We start from the raw sequence: 22,290 nt of genomic DNA on the forward strand, positions 1-22,290 counted from the left end.
CGTTGCTGCACGACCCGATCCTGTAGGAAAGGTCAGACGCCCATGTCGGCGCGCGGGTTCCCGCCGCCGGACCAGCCCTCGACGAAGCTCGCGAGCGCGGCATCGTCGGCCGGAATCTGGATCATCAGCGTGACGAGCTGATCGCCGCGCGTCCCGTCCTTGCGGTGGAAGCCCTTGCCCTTCAGCCGCAGCGTGCGGCCCGAGGACGATCCCTTGGGCACGGTCAGCATCACCGGCTTCTGCACCGTCGGCACCTTGACCAGGCCGCCGTTCACCGCCTCCGCCAGGGTGATCGGCAGGTCGAGGCGAACGTCGTCGCCATCGCGGGTGAAGAAGCGGTGCGGCTGGATGTCGATCGTGACGATCGCATCGCCGGCGCCGCCCGGACCCTGCTCACCCTTGCCGGACAGGCGCATCTGCGTCCCCGTCTCGACGCCGGGCGGCAGTTTCAGGTCGATCGTCTTGCCATCGGCCAGCGTGATCCGCTGCGGCTCCAGCGCGGCGGCATCGACGAAGGGGACGCGCAGCCGATAGGCGACATTCTCGCCACGCGGCGCGGCGCGCTGCCGCCGGCCGAAGCCGCTGGAAAAGCCGCCGCCAGCCCCGCCGGCGCGGCCGCCGAACAGCCCTTCGAAGATGTCGGACATGTCGACGCCCTCGGCGCCGCCGAAATCCTCGCTGCGGAAACCGCCGCCGGCGGAGCGCCCGCCGGCAAAGCCGCCGCCGCCAAAGCCCGCCCCGAAGGGCGAGGTGGGATTGCCATCGGCATCGATCTCGCCGCGGTCGAACCGGGCGCGCTTGTCCTTGTCGCTCAGCAGGTCATAGGCATTGGTGACCTGGCTGAAGCGTTCCGCCGCCTTGGGATTGTCCTGATTACGGTCGGGATGCAGCTCCTTTGCGAGCTTGCGATATGCTTTCTTGATCTCGGCCTCGGAGGCGCCACGCGCTACGCCGAGCGTCGAATATGGATCAGCCATTGTTGCCCCGTTGGTGTGTTACCCGGCTATGTGGGGCAGCGCCCGAGCGAGTGCAATGCAGGTTATCCGTCATCCGCATCCGTGAGGGGAGGGCTTTGCTGTGCGGGCGATCGAGCAGCCTGGCCGGTGGAACGTTCCGCCCGGCGGTATTTACCGCCCGCGGGGTTCCCGCGCCGTGCCGACGCGGCTAGGGCGCGCGCCATGCAATCCGACCTGTGCTCCCCTGACCTATATGCCGATGCCGGCCGGCCGTTGATCGATGTCATCCGCGAGGCGCTGCGCATGGCGGACATGCTGGGGCTGTCGACCACCAGCCTTCACCTGAACGCCGCGCTGGTGACGCTGGACGGCGAGGGCGTGCCGCCGATGGCGAAACAGGTCTGCGCACGCTGCTGATCGTGCCGCCGCCGGCCTGTCGATGGTCAGCGTGCGTTCAGCAAGCCGGGCGCAGCCTTCCCGCATGAATATGTTTGCACCCGCCCTTCTCGCCGCGGCCGTGCTGGCCGCTCCCGCCACCGCAGCCCCGCGCGACACGCCGGACGTGCAATTGCAAAAGGCGCTCGCCGGGCGCGTCGCCGGGGAGCCGGTGCGCTGCATCAGCACCACCGCGATCACGTCAACGCAGATCATCGACAAGAAAGCGATCATCTACCGCGTCGGCAGCACCCTGTATGTCAACGAGCCGCAGACCGGCGCTGACCAGCTCAACGATTTCGACGCGCTGCTGAACCGCTGGGCCGGCCCGCAATTGTGCCGGACCGATTCGCTCCAGCTGCTCGATCGTACGTCGCGCATCCCGCGCGGCTTCGTCGTGCTCGGCGATTTCGTGCCCTACAAGAAGGCGCCTGCCGCGGCGAAATGAGCCGCCGGTTGCCAGCCGCGCGGCACATGACGATAGCGCGCGGATGACCGACGCACCCGACGATCACGCCCGCCACAATGACCGGATGCGCCGCATGAAGGTGGCGCGCGACAAGATGCAGGCGCGCCGCACGCTCGAGCGCGGGCTGCTGATCGTCCACACCGGCAACGGCAAGGGGAAGTCCTCCGCCGCCTTCGGCATGGCGATCCGCTCGATCGGCTGGGGGATGCGCGTGGCGATCCTGCAGTTCGTGAAGGGCACGTGGGAAACCGGCGAGCGCAACTTCTTCACCGATCACCCGTCCGACCTCGTCAGCTTCGAAAGCATGGGGGAGGGGTTCACCTGGGACACGCAGGATCGCGCGCGTGACATCGCCGCCGCGCGCCGCGGCTGGGAGCGGGCGAAGGAACTGATCCTCGATTCCGAGATCGACTTCGTGATTCTCGACGAACTCAACATCGTGCTTGCCGACGATACGCTGCCGTCGGCGGAGGTGCTGGCGTTCCTGAAGGAGCGGCCGCTGACCAAGCATATCTGCATCACCGGGCGCGGCGCGCGGGCAGAGCTGGTCGAAATCGCCGATCTGGTGACCGAGTTCGGGGAGGTGAAGCACCCGTTCAACGCCGGCTTCAACGCGCAAAAGGGCGTCGAATATTGACGCGCCCCGGCCGCTGATCCTAGGGGCGCGGCCGCGAACGGTTCCCGGAGACGGGATGAAAAGGGAAGTCGGGAAGGGCCAACAGCCTGATCCCGCGCTGCCCCCGCAACTGTGATCGGCGAGTGTCGCCCATCCGCGCCACTGGAGGCTTGAGGCTTCCGGGAAGGCCGGGCGGCACGGTGAACCGAGAGCCAGGAGACCTGCCGGTCGCACGTCGATCCATCGCGCGGACGGGGTGTGCCGGGCGGACGAGGCCGAAACCCTCGAGCGAACGACAAGAGGGATCGGCTGACCGGCGGCGCTGTGCAAGGCGCCGGCCGCAGCCCTTTTGTTGGGGCAAGAACAATGAAGACCATGCATTGGCTGGCGGCATCCGCCACCCTGATCGCCGCACCTGCGTTGGCGCAGGAGGGGCCACAGGAAGCGCCGCCGCGCGGCGATATCGTGGTGACGGCCAGCGGCGTGCCGCAGGATGTCGACACCACCGGCCAGGCGGTGACGATCATCGACCGCGAGACGATCGAACAGCGGCAGACAGTGATGCTGAGCGACCTGTTGCAGACGACGCCGGGCGTGACGATGACTCGCAACGGCGGGGTTGGCACGGTCAATTACGTGCGCATCCGCGGCGCGGAGGCCGACCAGACGCTGACGCTGATCGACGGCGTACGCGTCAACGACCCCTCCTCGCCCGGCGGTGCGTTCGATTTCGCCAATCTGCTCACCGCCTCGGTCGAGCGGGTCGAGGTGGTGCGCGGGCCCAATTCGGTGCCCTGGGGCAGCCAGGCGATCGGCGGTGTCGTCAACGTGATCACCCAGGCGCCGACGCAGCAGCTGCGCGCACGCGGCAATGTCGAATATGGCGCGATGGACACGCTGTTTGCCAGCGGCGGCATTTCGGGCGGCAGCGGGATCGTGACCGGTGCGCTCACCGGCGGGTACCTGCGCACCGATGGCATCTCCGCTTATGATCGCGGCACCGAGCGGGACGGTTATCGCCAATATGGCGCCAGCGGGCGGGTGGAAGTGGCGTTAGCGCCCAACATCCGGCTCGACCTGCGTGGGTATTGGGCGGACAGCCGTACCGACCTCGACGGCTTTCCCGCGCCCGCCTTCGCCTTTGCCGATACGCGCGAATATTCCACCGCGCAGGAATTGTACGGCTATGCCGGGCTGAACGCCGATTTCCTCGACGGCCGGTTCCGCAACGTGCTGGCGTTCCAGATCGCCGATATCGACCGCGACAATTACGATCCCGATGTCGGCGCCGCGCCATTGTTCCTGTCGCGCGGGCGCAGCGAACGCTACACCTACAAGGGCGATCTACAGGCGACCGACCAGATCCGCGTCGTGCTCGGCGCGGAGCATGAGACGACCCGCCTTGCCGATGGCACCGACCGGTTCAGCCGCGGCACGACGAGCGTGTGGGGCGAGGTGATCCTGACGCCGGTCGCGGGACTCGCCATCACCGGGGGCGTGCGCCACGACGATGACGATGCCTTTGGCGGGCGCACCACCTTTGCCGCCAATGCCGCCTATACGCTGCCGACCGGCACGACGCTGCGCGCCAGCTATGCCGAGGGGTTCAAGGCGCCGACCTTGTACCAGCTGTATGCGCCCTTCTACGGCACGCCGACGCTCGACCCGGAAACCGCGAAGAGCTGGGACGCAGGGATCGAGCAGCGGCTGATCGACGACCGGCTGGTTGCCAGCGCGACCTATTTCAATCGCCACACGCGCAACCAGATCGATTTCGACGCGCTGACCTTCACCTACAGCAACATCGCGCGCACGCGCGCCAAGGGCGCCGAGTTCGCGCTGCTGATGCGCCCGGTCGATCGCTTCACCATCAACGCCGCCTATACCCATGTCGACAGCGAGAACCGCAGCGCCGGGCTGGTCGGCAACGATCTGGCGCGCCGGCCGGCGGACAGCGTCAGCGTGTCGGCCGATTATCGTTTCCCCTTCGGGCTGGCGCTGGGCGCGACCGTGCTGACCGTAGGCGGCAGTTTCGACGATGCGGCCAACCGGGTGCGGCTCGACGGCTATACGCTGGCGAACCTGCGGGCCGAGCTGCCGCTGAACGACCGCCTGTCGATCTATGGCCGGGTCGAGAATGTGTTCGACGCCGATTACCGCGTGGTCGCCAATTACGGCACGATCGGGCGCGCGGCCTATGGCGGCCTTCGCGTGAAGCTGGACTGAGGCGTCACCGCGCCCGCCGCCGCCCCCTCGCGTTCATTTTGATCGCGACGGGGCGGGGACGGGAGCGGTAGGCTGACGATCGATGCGGCTGATCCTGCTCCTTGCGCTGTTGCTCGCCGGCTGTTCCGGCGCGGCGCCGGCGCGCGTCGGCGAGCGGGGTGGCGGGATCGTCTCGCTCAACCCGTGCGCGGACCAGTTGCTGCTCGCGCTGGTGCCGCCGCAGCGGATCGCCGCGATCAGCCATTATTCGCAGGATCCCCGCGCCACCTCGCTCCCGCTCGACGTGGCGCGCCAGTTTCGCGCCACCGCAGGAACGGCGGAGGAGGTGATCGCGCTCGCGCCCGATCTGGTGATCGCGAGCAGCTTCACGCCGCCCGCGACCCGCGCGGCGTTTGAGCGCGCGGGGCTGCGGACCCTGTACCTCGATTCCCCCACGACGATCGCCGCCAGCCGCGCGCAGATCGCCGAGGTCGCCGCCGCTGTCGGCGCAACGCGGCGGGGCGGAGCGCTCGACGCGCGAATCGCCGGCGCGCTGGCAGCGACACGTGGCGACGGGCCCGGCCCGTCCGCCTTGCTGTTCATCGGCGGCGACCTTGCCAATGGTGACGGCACGCTGCTGCACGAGATGATGGGCCACGTCGGGCTGCGCGATGCCGCCGCCGATTACGGCCTCGCCATGACCGGGCGGTTGCCGGTGGAGACGATCGTTGCCGATCCACCCGCGGCGATCCTGTCCTCCGACGCTGGCGGGCGCACCGCGACGATGCGCCGCCGGTTGCTCGCGGCGAGCGGCGCAGCGACCCGCGAGGCGTCCTTTCCCCGCACGCTCGTCAATTGCGGCGGGCCGACGATCCCGCTCGCGCTGGAGCGGCTTGCCGCGATCCGCCGGAGCCTTGGCGCATGAGCCGCGTGCCGTTGAACGCCGCGCTGCTGCTGCTCGTCCTCCTGCTGTTCGCCGGCTCGCTGATGGCGGGCAAGGCGTGGGTGCCGCTGGACGCCTGGTGGTCGGGCGATCCGCGCTGGATGATCATCGCCGAACTGCGGCTGCCGCGCGCGTTGCTGGCGACGGTGCTTGGCGCGGTGCTTGGCCTGTCGGGCGCGGTGCTTCAGGGATGGCTGCGCAATCCGCTCGCCGACCCCGGCGTGCTGGGGGTTTCCTCCGCCGCGGCGCTAGGGGCGGTCGCCGCGCTGGTGCTGGGGGTGGCGAGCCAGTGGGGCGTGTTCGCTGCGGCGATGGCGGCGGCGATCGGGGCGATGGCGTTGCTCGCCGCGCTCACCTGGCGGGCGGAGAGCCCGGCCGCCTTCGTGCTGGCGGGATCGGTACTCGCCAGCCTTGCCGCGGCGCTCACCGCCTTCCTCATCTCGATCGCGCCCAATCCTTATGTCGTGGCCGAGGTGCTCGACTGGCTGATGGGCGCGCTGACCGATCGCAGCTTCGCCGATCTGGCCCATGCCGCGCCGTTCATGCTGGCGGGCGCGGTGTTGCTGCTCCTGACCGGGCGCAGCCTCGACGCGCTCACGCTGGGCAGCGACGCCGCGCGATCGCTGGGCGTGGACCTCAGGCGCTTGCAGGCGCTGGTCATCGCGGGAACGGGGCTGGCGGTGGGCGCGGGTGTCGCAGTGACTGGCGTGATCGGCTTCGTCGGGCTGGTCGTGCCGCATCTGCTGCGCCCGCTGGTCGGGGCGCGGCCTTCTGCGCTGCTGGTGCCGAGCGCATTGGGCGGCGCGGCACTGGTGCTCGGCGCAGACACGCTCTGCCGGCTGGTGCCCGGCGCGGGTGAGGTGCGGCTGGGCGTCGCCATGGCGCTGATCGGCGCGCCTTTCTTCCTCGCCCTGCTGCTGGGCGAGCGGGGGCGGTCATGGGGCTGATCGCCCGCGATCTGGCCGTCACGCTCGGGCAGCGGCGAATCCTCCACGGCGTCGACGCTGCCTTCGCGCCCGGCCGGGTGACGGTGGTGCTGGGCGCCAATGGCGCGGGCAAGAGCACGCTGCTGCGCGCCGCCGCCGGGCTGGTGCCGGTGGAGGGTGGCGCGGTCAGCATCGACGGCGCCGCTGTCGCCGCGCTGTCGCCGCGCGAGCGCGCCAAGGCGATCGGCTACCTGCCGCAGGATTCGGTGGTGCATTGGAACATGCGTGTGCGCGATCTGGTCGCGCTCGGCCGCCTGCCGCACGGCGACGGCGACGCGGCGGCCGTGGAGCGGGCGCTTGCGGCCACGCACACCATCGATCTGGCCGAGCGCGCGGTGCGCAGCCTGTCGGGTGGGGAACGCGCGCGTGTATTGCTCGCGCGGGTGCTGGCCGGCGAGCCGCGCTGGCTGCTCGCCGATGAGCCGCTCGCCAGCCTCGATCCGCTGCACCAACTCGAGACGCTGGCGCTGCTGCGGGATGCGGCGACGCGCGGGATGGGCGTCGTCGTCGTGCTGCACGACCTGACCCAGGCCGCCGCGATCGCCGACGAGGTGCTGCTGCTGAAGGACGGCCGCGTGCTCGCGCATGGCGCCACCGACAGGGTGATGACGCATGCGCACCTCGCCGCGGCTTATGGGGTTGGGGTGGAGGTGCTCGCACGCGCCGACGGCCGCCGCGTGATCGTGCCTGATGAAAGGCTCTGACCACCTGGCTTGAACATATAAAGATATCTTTATATGCTGCGCTTCATGCCCAGCCACGCCAGTCTTGCGCCCGAGGGCGCCCGCGAAGCCCTGCTCGATGCCGCGCGCGAGCGTATCCTCGTCACCGACGGGGCATTCGGCACCGAGATCCAGAACTGGAAGCTGTCGGAGGCGGATTATGCCGGCACGCTTGGCCTTGGCCATGACCAGAAGGGCAACAACGACATCCTCGCGCTGACCAAGCCGGAGGTGCCCGAATCGATCCACCGCGCCTATTTCGAGGCGGGGGCCGATATCGCGGAAACCAACACCTTCTCGGCCAATCGCATCAGCCAGGCCGATTATGGCGCCGAGAATCTGGTGCGCGAGATCAACGTCGAAAGCGCCGCCATGGCGCGCCGTATCGCTGACGAATATGCCGCGCGTGACGGCCGCCGCCGCTTCGTCGCCGGCGCGATCGGGCCGACCAACAAGACGCTGTCGCTGTCGCCCGACGTCAACGATCCCGGCTTTCGCGAGATCGACTTCGACTATCTGAAGCAGGTCTATCGCGAACAGGCGGATGCGCTGATCGAGGGCGGGGCGGACTTCGTCCTGATCGAGACGGTGTTCGACACGCTGAACGCCAAGGCCGGCGTGATGGCCGCGCAGGAGGCGGGCGCCGCGATCGGGCGCGACGTGCCGATCATGCTGTCGATGACGCTGACCGATCTGTCGGGTCGCAATCTGTCGGGCCATACGGTGGAGGCGTTCTGGCACGCCGTGCGCCATGCGAAGCCAGTGACGATCGGGCTGAATTGCTCGTTCGGCGCGCAGCAGCTTCGCCCGCATGTGAAGACGCTGAGCGAGATCTGCGACACGCTGATCATGGTCTATCCCAACGCCGGCCTGCCCAACGAACTGGGCGCCTATGACGAGGCGCCGGAGACGACCGCCGGGCTGGTCCGGGAATGGGCCGACGCGGGGCAGGTCAACGTGCTGGGCGGCTGCTGCGGTTCGACGCCGGCGCATATCAAGGCGATTGCCGACGCCGTGCGCGGTCTGGCCCCGCGGGCGATCCCGGTGCCGCCGGTGCGCACGCGGCTCGCCGGGCTCGAACCGTTCACCATGGCCGCCTAGGCGCGGCTTCCCTGTTGCCGGCCGCCCCCGCGCGGCCGTGTCGCGGGCACGCCCGGCACGCACGGAAAATACTGGATATCATGGCTTCCCAACCCACCTCCTCCACCCAGTTCGTCAACATCGGTGAGCGGACCAACGTCACCGGATCGGCGGCGTTCAAGAAGCTGATCATGGCTGGCGACTATGACGCCGCCGTCACCGTCGCGCTCAACCAGGTCGAGAACGGCGCGCAGATCATCGACGTCAACATGGACGAGGGCCTGCTCGACGCGGTCGAGGCGATGACCACCTTCCTGAAGCGGATCGCGGCCGAACCCGACATCGCGCGCGTGCCGGTGATGATCGACAGCTCCAAATGGGAGGTGATCGAGGCCGGGCTGAAATGCGTGTCGGGCAAGCCGATCGTCAATTCGATCAGCATGAAGGAGGGCGAGGAGAAATTCCTCGCCGAGGCCAGGAAGTGCATGGCCTATGGCGCCGCCGTCGTCGTCATGGCGTTCGACGAGGTTGGGCAGGCGGACACCGAGGATCGCAAGGTCGAGATCTGCCAGCGCGCCTACACGCTGCTGACCGGCATCGGCTTCCCGCCGGAGGACATCATCTTCGACCCCAATGTGTTCGCGGTGGCGACCGGGATCGACGAGCACAACAATTACGGCGTCGATTTCATCAATGCGGTGAAGCGCATCAAGGCGAGCTGCCCGCACGTCCATTTCTCGGGCGGGCTCTCCAACCTGTCGTTCAGCTTCCGCGGCAACGAGCCGGTGCGCCGCGCGATGCACTCGGTGTTCCTCTACCACGCGATCCCCGCGGGCCTCGACATGGCGATCGTCAACGCCGGCCAGCTCGACGTCTATGACCAGATCGACCCCGAATTGCGCGAGGCGTGCGAGGATGTGATCCTCAACCGCCCGGCGCGCTCGGCGGACGAGACGCCGACCGAGCGGCTGATCGCGATCGCCGAGCGGTTCCGCGGGCAGAAGGGCGCCGTCGCCGACGACAGCGCCGCGCTGGAATGGCGCAGCTGGCCGGTCGCCAAGCGGCTGGAACATGCGCTGGTGCGCGGCATCGACGCCTTCGTGGTCGAGGATACCGAGGAGGCGCGGCAGCAGGCGGCAAAGCCGATCGAGGTGATCGAAGGCCCGCTGATGGACGGCATGAACGTCGTCGGCGACCTGTTCGGATCGGGCAAGATGTTCCTGCCGCAGGTGGTGAAATCCGCCCGCGTGATGAAGAAGGCGGTGGCGCATCTGTTGCCGTATATCGAGGCGTCGAAGGAGCCGGGGGCCAAGGGCAAGGGCAAGATTGTGCTCGCGACCGTGAAGGGCGACGTCCACGATATCGGCAAGAACATCGTCGGCGTGGTGCTCCAGTGCAACGGCTTCGAGATCGTCGACCTTGGCGTGATGGTGCCGTGGACCCGGATCCTCGAGGCGGCGGTGGAGCATGATGCCGACATGATCGGGCTGTCCGGCCTCATCACCCCCTCGCTCGACGAGATGGTGACGGTGGCGGAGGAAATGCAGCGCGCCGGCATGACGATGCCGCTCCTGATCGGCGGCGCGACGACCAGCCGCGTCCATACCGCGCTGAAGATCGACCCCGCCTACAAGGGCGCGGTGGTCCATGTGCTCGACGCCAGCCGTGCGGTCGGCGTGTGCACGCAATTGGTCTCCGACACGCAATCGACCGAGTTCGTCGCCAAGACGAAGGCCGAATATGACGAGGTGCGCGTCAAGCGCGCCAACGCCAGCGGATCGAACCTGGTGTCGCTGGAGAAGGCGCGCGAGAATGCGTTCGTGGCGGACATGGCGCTGAAGCCTGCCGAACCGCTCCAGCCCGGCGTGCACCGGTTCGACGACTGGGATCTCGCCGACCTGCGCGAGGTGATCGACTGGACGCCCTTCTTCCGCTCGTGGGAACTGGCGGGCAATTTCCCCGCGATCCTCGATGACGCGATCGTTGGCGAAAGCGCGCGATCGCTTTACGCCGATGCGCAGGCGATGCTCGACACGATCGTCGCGGAGAAGTGGCTCACCGCGCGCGGCGTCGTCGGGCTGTGGCCGTGTCACCGCCATGGCGACGACGTGTTCGTCCAGCATCGCCATTCGGACGACCATCGCACCCCCGATGGCGGCAGCGTGCCCGAATATATCCGCGTGCCTGACCTCAATCGCAGCAACGAGGACAGCCGCCGGCTGTGCTTCCTTCGCCAGCAGGTCGCGAAGCGGGAAGGGCGCGCCAACATGTGCCTCGCCGATTTCATCGATCCGCATGGCGACTGGATGGGCGGCTTCGCGGTCGCCATCCACGGCATCGATCCGCATCTGGCGCGGTTCAAGGCCGATACCGACGATTACAACGACATCCTGCTGAAGGCGCTGGCCGACCGTTTTGCCGAGGCCTTTGCCGAGAGGCTGCACCAGCATGTCCGCACCACCCTATGGGGTTATGCGCCCGACGAGCAGCTGACCAACGAGGCGCTGATCCGTGAGCAATATCGCGGCATCCGCCCGGCGCCGGGCTATCCCGCCTGCCCCGATCACACGCTGAAGCCGGAATTGTTCGCAATGCTGGCTGACGGGTCGAGCGATGTCGCGGGAATCACGCTGACCGAAAGCATGGCGATGCTGCCGACCGCGGCAGTCTCCGGCTTCTACTTCGGCCATCCCGACGCAGCTTACTTTGGCGTGGCGCAGATCGGGCAGGACCAGGTGGCCGATTATGCCGCGCGTCGTGGCCGGCCGAAGGATGAGGTCGAACGCTGGCTGCGGCCGAACCTCAGCTAGACGTTCTGTTCGGGCGGGCGGGTCAGCAGCAGCGCCCGCCGCCGCTGCCGTACCGCGCCTGCTGCCGGTCGCGGAAGAATTCCGCGCGGGTCATCGGTGTGCGCTCCGGGTGGCGATCGGCCATGTGCCGGCAATAGGTGTCATAGTCGGGCAGGCCGACCATCAGCCGTGCGGTCTCGGCTACGCGCCCGAGGAAGCTCATCGTGCGATCTCCAGCGCGGGCGGGATTTCGCTCACGCTTGGGGAGGCGATGCGCCGCGCCGCCACGCAGGTGCGCACGGTGTAGAACAGGATCGCCGCCACCACGACGAGGAACAGCGCGCACAATGCCGCGTCGATCCGGTCGTTGAACACGATCCGCCCCATCTCCGCCATCGACGCCGCCGGCTTCAGCACCTCGCCGCGCGCGATCGCGTCCGAAAAGACCTGAGCGTGCGCGAGGAAGCCGATCTTGGGATCGGGGTGGAACAGCTTCATCAGCCCCGCCGTGCCGGTGCACAGCACCAGCCATCCGGCGGGAACGATCGTCACCCAGGCGAAGCGATCGCGCTTCATACGGAACAGCACCACCGTCGCCAGCATCAGCGCAACGGCCGCCAGCATCTGGTTGGAGATACCGAACAGCGGCCAAAGCGTGTTCACCCCGCCCAGCGGGTCGGTGACCCCCTGATAGAGGAAGAAGCCCCAGGCACCGACGCACAGCAGGGTGGCGATAAGCCCGGGCAGGAAGCTAGAGGTTTCCTTGAAGCGCGGCGCGGCGAGGCCGAGCAGGTCCTGAAGCATGAAGCGGCCGGCGCGCGTCCCCGCATCGACCGCGGTCAGGATGAACAGCGCCTCGAACAGGATGGCGAAATGGTACCAGAAGGCCTTCATGCCCGGCCCGCCGAGGATCGCGCTGAAGATTTCCGCCATCGCGACCGCCAGCGTCGGCGCGCCGCCCGCCCGGCTGACGATCGTCGTCTCGCCCACCTCGCGCGCGGTGTTCGCCAGCGTTTCCGCCGACACCGGGAAGCCCATCGCCGTTACCGCGGCGGCTGCGGTGACGGGGTCGCCGCCGGTGATCGCGGTCGGCGCGTTCATCGCGAAATAGATGCCGGGATCGAGGATCGACGCCGCGATCAGCGCCATGATCGCGACCGCGCTTTCCATCAGCATCGCACCATAGCCGATGAAGGGCGCATCGCGCTCATTGGCGATCAGCTTGGGCGTGGTGCCGCTGGAAATCAGCGCGTGGAAGCCGGAGACGGCCCCGCAGGCGATGGTGATGAACAGGAACGGGAACAGCGGCCCGGCCCAGACCGGGCCGGTCCCGGAGAAGGCGAACTCGGTCAGCGCCGGCATGCGCAGCGGCGGGGCGAGCACGACGATGCCGATCGCCAGCGCGGCGATCGCGCCGATTTTCAAAAAGGTCGACAGGTAGTCGCGCGGCGCGAGCAGCAGCCACACCGGCAGCAACGAGGCGATGGCGCCATAAGCGATGAGGCCGAAGCACAATTGCACCGGCGTCAGCGTGAAGATCGGGCCCCAGACGGCGCTTTCCGCGACCGACTGGCCGAGGATAATCGCCGCGATGAGGCCAAGGAGGCCGATCACCGATACCTCGCCGATCGCGCCGGGGCGGATCCAGCGGGTATAGGCGCCCATCAGCATCGCGAGCGGCACGGTGGCGACCACGGTGAACAGCCCCCAGGGACTTTCGGCCAGCGCGCGCACCACGATCAATGCCAGCACGGCAAGGATGATGACCATGATCATGAAGGCGCCGACCAGCGCGATCGTGCCCGGAATCGCGCCCATCTCCATCCGCACCAGTTCGCCGAGCGAGCGGCCGTCGCGCCGCATGGAGATGAACAGGATCATGAAATCCTGCACCGCCCCGGCAATCACCACGCCAGCGAGGATCCACAAGGTGCCGGGCAGATAGCCCATCTGCGCCGCCAGCACCGGGCCGACCAATGGCCCTGCGCCGGCGATGGCCGCGAAATGATGGCCGAACAGGACGCGCCGGTCGGTGGGGATGAAATCCAGCCCGTCCGCGCGCCGCTCCGCCGGGGTCGGGCGCGACGGGTCGATCCCGACCACCGCGCGCGCGATGAACAGCGCATAATAACGATAGGCGATGAGATAGACGGAAATCGCTGCCGCGACGATCCACAGCGCGTTGATCGGCTCGCCCCGGACGGTGGCGACCACGCCCAGGCTGACGGCACCGACGATGGCCAGCGCAATCCAGGGAAGATGCCGCGTCATGATCGATCCTCTCTTGCGCGCCTGACCGTCAACGCCTGCCGGGCGGTTTCGATCGCGCCCTAGTCGATGCGCGTTGCCATCTCCAGTGCGACCGCGCGGGAACCGTGCCGCCGTCTCCGGCGATAAGGCAATTGGAAAGAAACCGCAGCGAGCCGGAGACTGGAATGGCCGAAGCAACCTGGGGCGAGGCGACCCCCCCGCCGATCGACTGGAAGATGAGCGCCTCGCTGGAAAATGTGCCGCGCGGCGACGCGGCGGTGCCCGAAGTCACCAGCCTCGAGACGGCGGTGCGTGCCTGGCAGGATCTCGACCCCGCGATGCGCGCCGACGCGGTGCTGAAGCTGGAGCGTCCGGTGTGGCTGATCCCCGAAATGCCGCTGGACAGGTTCGAAGGGGATGGCATCGGCGATCTGGTGCGGGTGCTGCCGGCCTGACCGCGTGCCCGCAACGGACATGGACATCGACCCACGGAAGGATGGACTAGGATGGCGCAAGGCCAGATTGAAATCGACAACAACAGCATTCTCGACAACATCGATGCCGAACTGGTGGAATTCACCGCGGAGGTCGACGGCGACGATTACGAGTTCGCCGTGCAATATGACCTGCTCGAGGCGCTGAGCGGCGACCGGCCCGATGGCGACGGGGTGGAAATGCTCAATCGCTTCATCGACCAGGTGAGCGACGCTGCGCTGTCGGCGCTGTCGCGCAATTCCGACGCCAACCCGATCGTCGTCAGCGAAGCGGACCTCGAATAGCGCGGCGTCCCCGGCGGCGGCGCGGCTAGGCTGCGCCGCCGCCTCGCTGTACGGTCGTGCGATGCCCCTCCGCCCCGAGCACCTGCCCGCGCACGATGCAATCCAGCCATGACCAATATCAACGCGCCGGCAGGGGGCTTCGCGGGCCCGGTCAAGCGATCGATCACCATCGCCGGCCACGCCACGTCGATTAGCCTCGAACCGATGTTCTGGCAGGCGCTGGAGCGCGCCGCCGTCCGCCGCGCGTTGCCCTTGTCGGCACTCGTGGCGCAGGTCGATGCGTTGCGCATCGCGGCCGACGACCCCCCCAACCTAGCGAGCGCGCTGCGGAGCTGGATCCTGTCGGAAGCGGACAATAAGTAATAATCAGTCGCATTATCGTTGACAGTGCGAACGACTCTCAATAGCTGCCCGGACACAATTTGATACAGTTCAGGGGGGCATGAGAGATGATGGAACGGGTGGGTTCGGCGGGGGCGCCGTCATTCCTCGCATTGGCAGCGGTCGGCTTCATTGCCAGCGCGCCGGCGCAGGCGGCAGCGGGCACGGCAGCACCAGGCGCAGGCACGCCCGCGCCGCAGCAGGTGACGACCGAGGATCGCCGCCGCGACGACATCATCGTCACCGGGCAGCAGGTGACCTCCGAACAGGCCAGCGCCAAGGCGACGCGCCCGGTGCGCGACACGCCGCAGACGGTCACCATCCTCACCAACAAGACGATCGAGGAGCAGAACCTGCTCACCCTGCGCGACGTGTTGTCGACCGTGCCGGGGATCACCTTTGGCGCGGCGGAAGGCGGCGTGGCGCCGTCCGACCAGATCACGCTGCGCGGCTATTCGGCGTCGAGCGACATCACCGTCGATAACGTGCGCGACAGCGGGCAATATACCCGCGGCGACCCGTTCGTGATCGAACAGGTGGAGGTCGTGAACGGCGCCAATTCCGTCTATTCGGGCGCCGGTTCGGTCGGCGGCTCGATCAACCTCGTCACGAAGCTGCCGCAGGCGGAGACCGCGACCCGCGTCGATGGAGGGATCGGCACCGACGATTATTACCGCACCACGATCGACGCGAACGTGCGCGCCACCGATACGCTGGCGTTGCGGTTGAACGCCATGGCACATCGCAATGACGTGCCGGGCCGCGATGTCGAGTATAACAAGCGCTGGGGCATCGCGCCGTCCGCCACGCTCGGCCTGGGCGGGCCGACGCGGCTGACGCTGCATTACTTCCACGAGGAAGACGACAATATCCCGCAATATGGCGTTCCTTATTACAAGAACGCCTTCAACAACGGGCCTTTGCCCGGCGTCGATCGCAGCGACTATTTCGGCTATCGCAACGTCGACACGCAGGACATCACGATCGACCGTGCGACGCTGATCTTCGAACATGAGTTCAGCGACCGGGTCTCGCTGCGCAATCTCGCGCGCTGGCAGAATGTGCAGCAGCTCTCGATCGTCGGCCCGCCGCAGGGCACCTATTGCCTGCCGGGCAACGTCCAGCCGACCGGCGCGGCCTGCCCGACGACGACACCCGTCGGCTATTATCTGATCGGCGGCCCGCGCGGCAATTACCGCGATGTCACCAACCTGTTGATGTATGACCAGCTCGATCTGCGCGCGACGGTCAGCACCGGCGCGATCGAACATACGCTGGTGCTCGGCGGATCGTACAGCTGGGAGGAGTTCACGCTGTCGACCGGCAACGTGTACCGCAATCCGAACGGCACCGCGGCCTATGCCTCCTTCCCGCTGATCAACTACACCAATCCAAATGTCGTGGTGCCCGGTCCCGCCGGCCGCGTATACGGCAGCAACGTCTATACCGGTCCGATCAATCGGCTGGAATCGGGCCGCCAGCGGGGTGAGCTCAGCAACTGGGCGGTCTACCTCTTCGACACGATGAAGCTCGGCAAGGTCGAGCTGAACGGCGGGCTGCGGCTGGAGGACAATCGCGGCAATTACCGGACCGACGCGCTGGCCGCGAACACCGGCGCAACGGCGACGACACCGCAAGGGCCGATCATCCCCGGCCCGCGCCTCACCAACAATGCGACCTTGTTCTCCTATCGCGTCGGGCTGGTGTACAAGCCGGTCGAGGCGGTCAGCCTCTACGCCGCTTATGGCAATGCGATGACGCCGTCGCAGAACGCCGTGAACGGTGCCTGCACCGTCGCCACCTGCAACGTCGATCCCGAAACCGCCAAGAATTACGAGATCGGTGCCAAGGCGGAGCTGTTCGGCGGCCGGCTGCTGCTGACCGCGGCGGCGTTCCGCAACGAACGCGACAAATATCGTGTCGCCTCCAACGATCCGACCGTGCCCGATCAGGCGCTGGACGGCCGCTCACGTGTCGATGGCATTTCGCTGGGTGCGACCGGCAAGATCACGCCCGCCTGGGATATCACCGCCAATTACACCTATCTGAAGCCCAAGCTGCTCCAGTCGGTGTCCGATTACTGCCTCGCCAATCCCGGCGCGGCATGCGGCAACACGCCCGCCAATCCCGATCCTGCGCGCGGTGCGCCGCTGCAGAACACGCCCGATCATTCGGGCAGCCTGTTCACCACCTATCGCCTGCCGTTCGGGCTGACGATCGGCTATGGCGTCACCTATCAGGGGATGTTTGCCTTCAACCTGCCGACCGCGACCGCGCCGACGATCTATCGCTCGGACGATTATTGGGTGCACAACGGCTATCTGGCCTATGACATCTCGCCCAACCTGACCGCGCAGCTGAACGTGAAGAACATCGGCGACGAACTGTATTTCACGCGGATCCGCAACAATGGCTGGGCGACGCCGGGCGACGCGCGCTCGGCGGTGCTGACCGTCGCCTACCGCTATTGATCGCGCGGGCGGGGGGAGGGCGCGTCCTTCCTCCGCCCGCCGACCGCCAAGGATGAACGCCACGCCATGCTGATCGCGATCCCCGACCTGCTCGATGCCGCCGCGGTCGCGCGGCTGCGCGGCATCATCGACGCCGCGCAATGGGTCGATGGCAATGTGACGTCAGGCCATCAGTCGGCGCTGGCCAAGCGCAACGAGCAATTGCCCGAGGACAGCGCGGCGGCGCGCGAGGCGGGGCAGATGGTGCTCGACGCGCTCGGCCGCTCGCCCTTGTTCTTCGCGGCGACGCTGCCGCTGAAGGTATTTCCGCCGCTGTTCAACCGCTACGGCATTGGCCAGACGTTCGGCACGCATGTCGACAATGCGATCCGTATCCAGCGCGGCACCGATTTCCGCATCCGCGCCGACATTTCCTGCACCCTCTTCCTGGCGGATCCGGCCGACTATGACGGCGGCGAGCTGGTGATCGAGGATCTGTTCGGGGTGCAGCGGGTGAAGCTGCCCGCCGGCCATGCGGTGGTCTATCCCTCGTCCAGCCTCCATCACGTGACGCCGGTCACGCGCGGCACGCGGGTCGCGTCCTTCTTCTGGCTGCAATCCATGGTGCGCGACGATGGCGACCGGCGGATCCTGTTCGATCTCGACCGCGCGGTGCAGACGATCGGCGCCGACCGGGGGCAGGGCGATCCGGCAGTGATTCAGCTGACCGGCGTCTATCACAACCTGCTGCGCCGCTGGGCCGACGCCTGATCGCGCCATCTGGCCAGCCGTAGCGGGCGCGCGGACGCGCCCGGTCGATGCGTAAGTCATTCCCCTCCGCCGCGTTTCCCGCTAGCGATACAGGATAAGCTGTCGATCCGTTCAGGAACCCGACAGCGAACGAAGTTACGCACCGGCGGTGACGCGCCTGCCGGTGCGCGCGCACAGGAAGAAGGAAGCCGCGATGTCGCAGACCGATCCGTTGATTGAGGCGCCGCAGGCGTCCGGCGCTGCGGGGGTGCACCGCCGCGGTTTCTTCACTGCCGTGGCCGGCGCCGCTGCGGTCGGGGCGGGCGCGCTGGCGCTCGGCACCAAGGCGAGCGCCCAGTCGCTGGGAGAGGTCGATCCGATCAACTTTGCGCTGAACCTCGAATATCTGCAGGCCAATTTCCTGTCCGTCGCCACCACCGGCAAGACGCTGGTGGCGGCCGATACCTCGGGCACCGGCACGGCGGGCGCTGCGAACGGCGGCCGGCAGAAGACCTTTGCCGATCCCGCGCTCGCCTCCATCGCGCAGGAAATGGCTGCCGATGCGCTGGCGCATGTGAAGTTCCTGCGCGCGCAGGCCAGCACGGTCTATGCCGTCGCGCAGCCGGCGATCGACCTTGGCACCGGGGCGACCAGCGCGTTCAGCACGCTCGCGCGCGCGGCCGGCCTCGTCGGCGCCGGGGCAGGCTTCGATCCCTATGGCACCGACAATGATTTCCTGCTCGGCCTCTACATGCTGAAGGACGTCAGCGTCACCGCTTATGCCGGCGTGCTCGGCTTCCTCGGCACCCCGACCACGGCGGAGGCAGTGGCCGGCATCCTGCAGGTGGAGGCGGAACATGCCGCCACCGTGCGCCTCGCCCTTTATCGTCGCGGGCTGACGCTGCCGTCGCTGATCGACGCGACGGAGGCGATCTCCAATTATCGCGACACGCTGGACGGCACGACCAGCGATTTCGACCAGGGGGTCCGACCGACCACCAACGCCTCGGGCGCGACGGTCGCCAATGTGGCGCCGCTCAACGGCAAGGGGCAGGTGTTTGTGCGCACCCCGTCGCAGGTGCTCAACATCCTGTATCTCAACGCCGCCACGTCGATCTCCACCGGCGGGTTCTTCCCGGCCGGGCTGAACGGCACGATCAAGACGACGGCCGCGCCGACCCCGACCCCGACCCCGACGCCCTCGGCCTCGCCGACCGCCGGCTGAGGCCGCGCGCGCCGCGCCCGTCTGTATTCGATTCCAGGATCCCATCGCCATGACCGATCAGGACACCATTCCCCCGATGCTCGACGCTGCCGCCGCGCGCCGCGCCGAACGCCGCCGTTTCCTCCAGCTTGCCGGGGGCGCCTCGATCGCCGCCGGGGGCCTTGCGCTGCTGTCGGCCTGCGGCGGCGATGACGACGACGACAACGGCCCCGCGCCCAATCCGTCGCCCAGCCCGACGCCGACCCCGACGTCGACCAGCAACGCCGATCGCGCGGCGCTGAACTTCGCGCTGCAGCTCGAATATCTCCAGGCGCAATATTTCTCCTATGCGACCACCGGCGCGGGCCTTGATGCGGCGCTGCTGACCGGCACGGGCACGCCGGGCGCCGTCACCGGTGGGTCGACCGTGCCCTTCACCGATGCCGTGATCGCCGCCTGCGCGCGCGAGATCGCGCAGGATGCCCGCGCCCGCGTCGTGGCGCTGCGCACCCTGATCGCGGCGGAGGGGGTCGCGCAGCCGGCGATCAACATTTCCGGCGCTGCCGACGGCGCCTTCACCACCGCGGCGCGCAATGCCACCACGGTCGGCGCAGGGGAGTTGTTCAACCCTTATGCCAATGAGGACAATTTCCTCCTCGGCGCCTTCTTCCTGCAGGACGTGATCGTCACCGCCTACAAGGGGCTGGTCGCGCTCGCCAACCTCAACGCCACGCGTGAGGCGTTCACGGGAATCGCCGGCGCGCAGGCCTATCATGCCGGCTTCATCCGCACCGCGATCTACGAACGGCCCGCGATCCGCGCGCAGACCGTGACGCTCAGCAACTATCGCGACTCGCTCGATGGCGGGGCCGATCTCGACCAGGGCGTGGTCGGCGCGAACGGCGCGGCGAACATCACGCCGGCGGACGGCAACGGCATCACCTTCAGCCGCTCGGCGCCGCAGGTGCTGAACGTGCTCTACCTCAACAAGGCCGCGGTCTCGTCGGGCGGCTTCTTCCCCGCCGGGCTGAACGGCGACGTGAAGACCAGCGCGGCCAATTGACCTGCTCCCGGACGCGGTACCGATCGCGCCCGGCTTTACCGCGTCCCGCAAGGCGCGTAGAACGGCCATATCCCCGGGGGACCGCTGACGGCGGTTGAGAGGGGGGCACGAGCCCCCGACCCGCTGAACCTGATCCGGTTGACACCGGCGGAGGGAGGGAGCGGCGCGCCACCACCGGCAATCCGTCTTTCGCTCTTCGGCTATTGGAGAGTGAGACATGGCCGACGTAGATTCCCCCATCGAAGCAGCACGCGGCGCCATCGGCGTCACCACCGGCCCGATCCGCGGCAGCCGCAAGATCCACGTTGCGGTCCCCGGAAACCCGAAGGTGCAGGTCGCGATGCGCGCGATCGATCTGGAGCCGGGCTGCGGCGAACCCCCGCTCAACGTCTATGACACGTCGGGCCCGTACACCGACCCGACCGTCCGCATCGACATCAACGCCGGCCTCGCGCCGCTGCGCCGCGAGTGGATCATGGCCCGCGGCGACGTCGAGGCCTATGACGCGCGCGAAATCCGCCCGGAGGATAACGGCCAGCTCGGCCCCGACCGCTCGGGCGGCGTCCAGCCCTTCCCCAATGTGGTGAAGCGCCCGCTGCGCGCAAAGCCGGGCCAGAACGTCAGCCAGATGCACTACGCCCGCCGCGGCATCATCACGCCCGAGATGGAGTACGTCGCCACGCGCGAGAATCTCGGCCGCGAGATGCTGCGCGAATACGCCCGCGACGGCGAAAGCTTCGGCGCCGCCATCCCGGATTACGTCACGCCCGAATTCGTCCGTGACGAGGTCGCCCGCGGCCGCGCGATCATCCCCAACAACATCAACCACCCCGAATCCGAGCCGATGGCGATCGGTCGCAACTTCCTGGTCAAGATCAACGCCAACATCGGCAACAGCGCCGTCGCCAGCAACGTGGCGACCGAGGTCGACAAGCTCGTCTGGGCGATCCGCTGGGGCGCGGACACGGTGATGGACCTCAGCACTGGGCGCAACATCCACGACACGCGCGAATGGATCATCCGCAACTCGCCCGTGCCGATCGGCACCGTGCCGATCTACCAGGCGCTGGAGAAGGTCGGCGGCATCGCCGAGGATCTGACATGGGAGATCTTCCGCGACACGCTGATCGAGCAGGCCGAACAGGGGGTCGACTATTTCACCATCCACGCCGGCGTCCGCCTCCCGTATGTCCCGCTCACCGCCAAGCGCGTGACCGGCATCGTCAGCCGCGGCGGCTCGATCATGGCGAAATGGTGCCTCGCGCACCACAAGGAGAGCTTCCTCTACGAGCGCTTCGACGAGATCACCGAGATCATGAAGGCGTACGATATCGCCTACTCGCTGGGCGATGGCCTGCGCCCCGGCTCGATCGCCGACGCCAATGACGAGGCGCAGTTCGCCGAACTCTACACGCTGGGCGAGTTGACCAAGCGCGCTTGGGCGCAGGACGTTCAGGTGATGATCGAGGGCCCCGGCCACGTGCCGATGCACAAGATCAAGGAGAATATGGACAAGCAGCTGGAGGCGTGCGGTGAGGCACCCTTCTACACGCTCGGGCCGCTGACCACCGATATCGCGCCGGGTTATGACCATATCACCAGCGGCATCGGCGCGGCGATGATCGGTTGGTATGGCACGGCGATGCTTTGCTACGTCACGCCCAAGGAGCACCTCGGCCTGCCGGATCGCGACGACGTGAAGGTCGGCGTCGTCACCTACAAGCTCGCCGCCCACGCCGCCGATCTGGCCAAGGGGCACCCGGCCGCCAAGATGCGCGACGACGCCCTGTCGCGCGCCCGCTTCGAATTCCGCTGGCGCGACCAGTTCAACTTGAGCCTCGATCCCGACACGGCGGAAAAGTACCACGATCAGACGCTGCCCGCGGAGGGCGCCAAGACCGCGCATTTCTGCTCGATGTGCGGGCCGAAGTTCTGCTCGATGAAGATCACGCAGGAAGTGCGCGACTTCGCCCGGCTGCAGAACCAGGGCAGCGAAGGCTTCATCGCCACCGAAGAGGCGGAAGCCGGCATGGCAAAGATGAGCAACGTCTACGAGGAAACCGGCCGCGAGCTCTACATGGGCGCCGGTGACCGCGAACACGACTGACACCGCACGCGCGATTGTTTCTCCCGTACCCGCGGCCCACCAGCCGCGGGTACAATCGTTTTGGGGGTCACGCTTGCCGGTCGCTCCGCTAGCCTCAGTGTCAGG

General features: G+C 67.9%; 20 protein-coding genes and 2 riboswitches. Of the genes, 17 read left to right on the forward strand and 3 right to left on the reverse strand.

Going from position 1 to position 22,290, the window contains the following annotated elements; all coding sequences use genetic code 11:
- Positions 1–32: 32 nt before the first annotated feature.
- Positions 33–977 (reverse strand): DnaJ C-terminal domain-containing protein, encoded by a 945-nt coding sequence (locus tag XM50_RS12080; RefSeq protein WP_046409793.1) that lies wholly within the window; start codon positions 975–977, stop codon positions 33–35.
- Between the two features lie 201 nt (positions 978–1,178).
- Here XM50_RS12080 and XM50_RS12085 point away from each other — a divergent pair, with 201 nt between their 5' ends.
- From XM50_RS12085 to metH, 9 genes are all read left to right on the forward strand, one after another.
- Positions 1,179–1,373 carry a hypothetical protein gene (locus XM50_RS12085; RefSeq protein ID WP_046409795.1) on the forward strand — a complete coding sequence of 65 codons (195 nt, stop codon included), beginning with the start codon at positions 1,179–1,181 and terminating at the stop codon, positions 1,371–1,373.
- 64 nt (positions 1,374–1,437) lie between these two features.
- Entirely contained in the window at positions 1,438–1,839 is a 402-nt protein-coding gene (locus XM50_RS12090; RefSeq protein WP_136452110.1) for a hypothetical protein, read from the forward strand.
- Between the two features lie 43 nt (positions 1,840–1,882).
- Positions 1,883–2,497: a cob(I)yrinic acid a,c-diamide adenosyltransferase gene (gene cobO / locus XM50_RS12095; protein WP_046409797.1), complete on the forward strand. Its 615-nt coding sequence runs from the start codon at positions 1,883–1,885 to the stop codon at positions 2,495–2,497.
- A 21-nt stretch (positions 2,498–2,518) separates the two neighbouring features.
- A riboswitch (cobalamin riboswitch) is annotated at positions 2,519–2,720 on the forward strand.
- Positions 2,721–2,842: 122 nt separating this feature from the next.
- Complete coding sequence (locus tag XM50_RS12100; RefSeq protein ID WP_046409799.1) at positions 2,843–4,702, forward strand: TonB-dependent receptor plug domain-containing protein; 1,860 nt, start codon at positions 2,843–2,845, stop codon at positions 4,700–4,702.
- Positions 4,703–4,784: 82 nt separating this feature from the next.
- Positions 4,785–5,606 (forward strand): ABC transporter substrate-binding protein, encoded by an 822-nt coding sequence (locus XM50_RS12105; RefSeq protein ID WP_046409801.1) that lies wholly within the window; start codon positions 4,785–4,787, stop codon positions 5,604–5,606.
- On the forward strand, positions 5,603–6,571 hold the full coding sequence (locus tag XM50_RS12110; protein WP_046409802.1) for a FecCD family ABC transporter permease: 969 nt from the start codon (positions 5,603–5,605) through the stop codon (positions 6,569–6,571). The genes XM50_RS12105 and XM50_RS12110 overlap by 4 nt, the downstream gene beginning before the upstream one ends.
- Positions 6,562–7,314: an ABC transporter ATP-binding protein gene (locus XM50_RS12115; protein WP_046409804.1), complete on the forward strand. Its 753-nt coding sequence runs from the start codon at positions 6,562–6,564 to the stop codon at positions 7,312–7,314. Before XM50_RS12110 ends, XM50_RS12115 begins: the two co-directional genes overlap by 10 nt.
- Positions 7,315–7,359: 45 nt before the next feature.
- Entirely contained in the window at positions 7,360–8,433 is a 1,074-nt protein-coding gene (locus XM50_RS12120; protein ID WP_046410003.1) for a homocysteine S-methyltransferase family protein, read from the forward strand.
- Between the two features lie 80 nt (positions 8,434–8,513).
- On the forward strand, positions 8,514–11,222 hold the full coding sequence (metH, locus tag XM50_RS12125) for a methionine synthase (RefSeq protein ID WP_046409806.1): 2,709 nt from the start codon (positions 8,514–8,516) through the stop codon (positions 11,220–11,222).
- 22 nt (positions 11,223–11,244) lie between these two features.
- Here the strand turns inward: metH and XM50_RS12130 are convergent, their stop codons facing one another.
- Positions 11,245–11,424, reverse strand: a complete 180-nt coding sequence (locus tag XM50_RS12130; RefSeq protein WP_046409807.1) for a YbdD/YjiX family protein — start codon at positions 11,422–11,424, stop codon at positions 11,245–11,247.
- Entirely contained in the window at positions 11,421–13,472 is a 2,052-nt protein-coding gene (locus tag XM50_RS12135) for a carbon starvation CstA family protein (RefSeq protein ID WP_046409808.1), read from the reverse strand. Before XM50_RS12135 ends, XM50_RS12130 begins: the two co-directional genes overlap by 4 nt.
- Positions 13,473–13,636: 164 nt before the next feature.
- Between XM50_RS12135 and XM50_RS12140 the strand changes: the two genes are divergently transcribed.
- The 8 genes from XM50_RS12140 (at position 13,637) to thiC (ending at position 22,185) form a co-directional block, all read left to right on the forward strand.
- Positions 13,637–13,906: a hypothetical protein gene (locus XM50_RS12140; protein WP_046409809.1), complete on the forward strand. Its 270-nt coding sequence runs from the start codon at positions 13,637–13,639 to the stop codon at positions 13,904–13,906.
- A gap of 51 nt (positions 13,907–13,957) precedes the next feature.
- Entirely contained in the window at positions 13,958–14,230 is a 273-nt protein-coding gene (locus XM50_RS12145) for a hypothetical protein (protein ID WP_046409810.1), read from the forward strand.
- A gap of 108 nt (positions 14,231–14,338) precedes the next feature.
- On the forward strand, positions 14,339–14,593 hold the full coding sequence (locus XM50_RS12150) for a ribbon-helix-helix domain-containing protein (protein WP_046409811.1): 255 nt from the start codon (positions 14,339–14,341) through the stop codon (positions 14,591–14,593).
- 89 nt (positions 14,594–14,682) lie between these two features.
- Complete coding sequence (locus tag XM50_RS12155; RefSeq protein ID WP_046410005.1) at positions 14,683–17,082, forward strand: TonB-dependent receptor; 2,400 nt, start codon at positions 14,683–14,685, stop codon at positions 17,080–17,082.
- A gap of 66 nt (positions 17,083–17,148) precedes the next feature.
- Positions 17,149–17,832 (forward strand): Fe2+-dependent dioxygenase, encoded by a 684-nt coding sequence (locus tag XM50_RS12160; RefSeq protein WP_046409812.1) that lies wholly within the window; start codon positions 17,149–17,151, stop codon positions 17,830–17,832.
- Positions 17,833–18,025: 193 nt separating this feature from the next.
- Positions 18,026–19,036 carry a ferritin-like domain-containing protein gene (locus XM50_RS12165; RefSeq protein ID WP_046410007.1) on the forward strand — a complete coding sequence of 337 codons (1,011 nt, stop codon included), beginning with the start codon at positions 18,026–18,028 and terminating at the stop codon, positions 19,034–19,036.
- A 49-nt stretch (positions 19,037–19,085) separates the two neighbouring features.
- Positions 19,086–20,078: a ferritin-like domain-containing protein gene (locus XM50_RS12170; RefSeq protein WP_046409813.1), complete on the forward strand. Its 993-nt coding sequence runs from the start codon at positions 19,086–19,088 to the stop codon at positions 20,076–20,078.
- Positions 20,079–20,142: 64 nt separating this feature from the next.
- Positions 20,143–20,251, forward strand: a riboswitch (TPP riboswitch).
- Positions 20,252–20,295: 44 nt separating this feature from the next.
- Positions 20,296–22,185 (forward strand): phosphomethylpyrimidine synthase ThiC, encoded by a 1,890-nt coding sequence (thiC, locus tag XM50_RS12175; RefSeq protein WP_046409814.1) that lies wholly within the window; start codon positions 20,296–20,298, stop codon positions 22,183–22,185.
- The last annotated feature ends 105 nt before the right edge of the window (positions 22,186–22,290 follow it).

This window comes from Sphingomonas sp. Ag1, from assembly GCF_000980895.1.
GTDB lineage: Bacteria > Pseudomonadota > Alphaproteobacteria > Sphingomonadales > Sphingomonadaceae > Sphingomonas > Sphingomonas panaciterrae.

What these genes read in the sequence shown, in the direction of transcription:
- XM50_RS12080 (WP_046409793.1), bottom strand. Translation starts at nt 977, where the DNA reads ATGGCTGATCCATATTCGACGCTCGGCGTAGCGCGTGGCGCCTCCGAG.
- XM50_RS12085 (WP_046409795.1), top strand. Translation starts at nt 1,179, where the DNA reads ATGCAATCCGACCTGTGCTCCCCTGACCTATATGCCGATGCCGGCCGG.
- XM50_RS12090 (WP_136452110.1), top strand. Translation starts at nt 1,438, where the DNA reads ATGAATATGTTTGCACCCGCCCTTCTCGCCGCGGCCGTGCTGGCCGCT.
- cobO (WP_046409797.1), top strand. Translation starts at nt 1,883, where the DNA reads ATGACCGACGCACCCGACGATCACGCCCGCCACAATGACCGGATGCGC.
- XM50_RS12100 (WP_046409799.1), top strand. Translation starts at nt 2,843, where the DNA reads ATGAAGACCATGCATTGGCTGGCGGCATCCGCCACCCTGATCGCCGCA.
- XM50_RS12105 (WP_046409801.1), top strand. Translation starts at nt 4,785, where the DNA reads ATGCGGCTGATCCTGCTCCTTGCGCTGTTGCTCGCCGGCTGTTCCGGC.
- XM50_RS12110 (WP_046409802.1), top strand. Translation starts at nt 5,603, where the DNA reads ATGAGCCGCGTGCCGTTGAACGCCGCGCTGCTGCTGCTCGTCCTCCTG.
- XM50_RS12115 (WP_046409804.1), top strand. Translation starts at nt 6,562, where the DNA reads ATGGGGCTGATCGCCCGCGATCTGGCCGTCACGCTCGGGCAGCGGCGA.
- XM50_RS12120 (WP_046410003.1), top strand. Translation starts at nt 7,360, where the DNA reads ATGCCCAGCCACGCCAGTCTTGCGCCCGAGGGCGCCCGCGAAGCCCTG.
- metH (WP_046409806.1), top strand. Translation starts at nt 8,514, where the DNA reads ATGGCTTCCCAACCCACCTCCTCCACCCAGTTCGTCAACATCGGTGAG.
- XM50_RS12130 (WP_046409807.1), bottom strand. Translation starts at nt 11,424, where the DNA reads ATGAGCTTCCTCGGGCGCGTAGCCGAGACCGCACGGCTGATGGTCGGC.
- XM50_RS12135 (WP_046409808.1), bottom strand. Translation starts at nt 13,472, where the DNA reads ATGACGCGGCATCTTCCCTGGATTGCGCTGGCCATCGTCGGTGCCGTC.
- XM50_RS12140 (WP_046409809.1), top strand. Translation starts at nt 13,637, where the DNA reads ATGGCCGAAGCAACCTGGGGCGAGGCGACCCCCCCGCCGATCGACTGG.
- XM50_RS12145 (WP_046409810.1), top strand. Translation starts at nt 13,958, where the DNA reads ATGGCGCAAGGCCAGATTGAAATCGACAACAACAGCATTCTCGACAAC.
- XM50_RS12150 (WP_046409811.1), top strand. Translation starts at nt 14,339, where the DNA reads ATGACCAATATCAACGCGCCGGCAGGGGGCTTCGCGGGCCCGGTCAAG.
- XM50_RS12155 (WP_046410005.1), top strand. Translation starts at nt 14,683, where the DNA reads ATGGAACGGGTGGGTTCGGCGGGGGCGCCGTCATTCCTCGCATTGGCA.
- XM50_RS12160 (WP_046409812.1), top strand. Translation starts at nt 17,149, where the DNA reads ATGCTGATCGCGATCCCCGACCTGCTCGATGCCGCCGCGGTCGCGCGG.
- XM50_RS12165 (WP_046410007.1), top strand. Translation starts at nt 18,026, where the DNA reads ATGTCGCAGACCGATCCGTTGATTGAGGCGCCGCAGGCGTCCGGCGCT.
- XM50_RS12170 (WP_046409813.1), top strand. Translation starts at nt 19,086, where the DNA reads ATGACCGATCAGGACACCATTCCCCCGATGCTCGACGCTGCCGCCGCG.
- thiC (WP_046409814.1), top strand. Translation starts at nt 20,296, where the DNA reads ATGGCCGACGTAGATTCCCCCATCGAAGCAGCACGCGGCGCCATCGGC.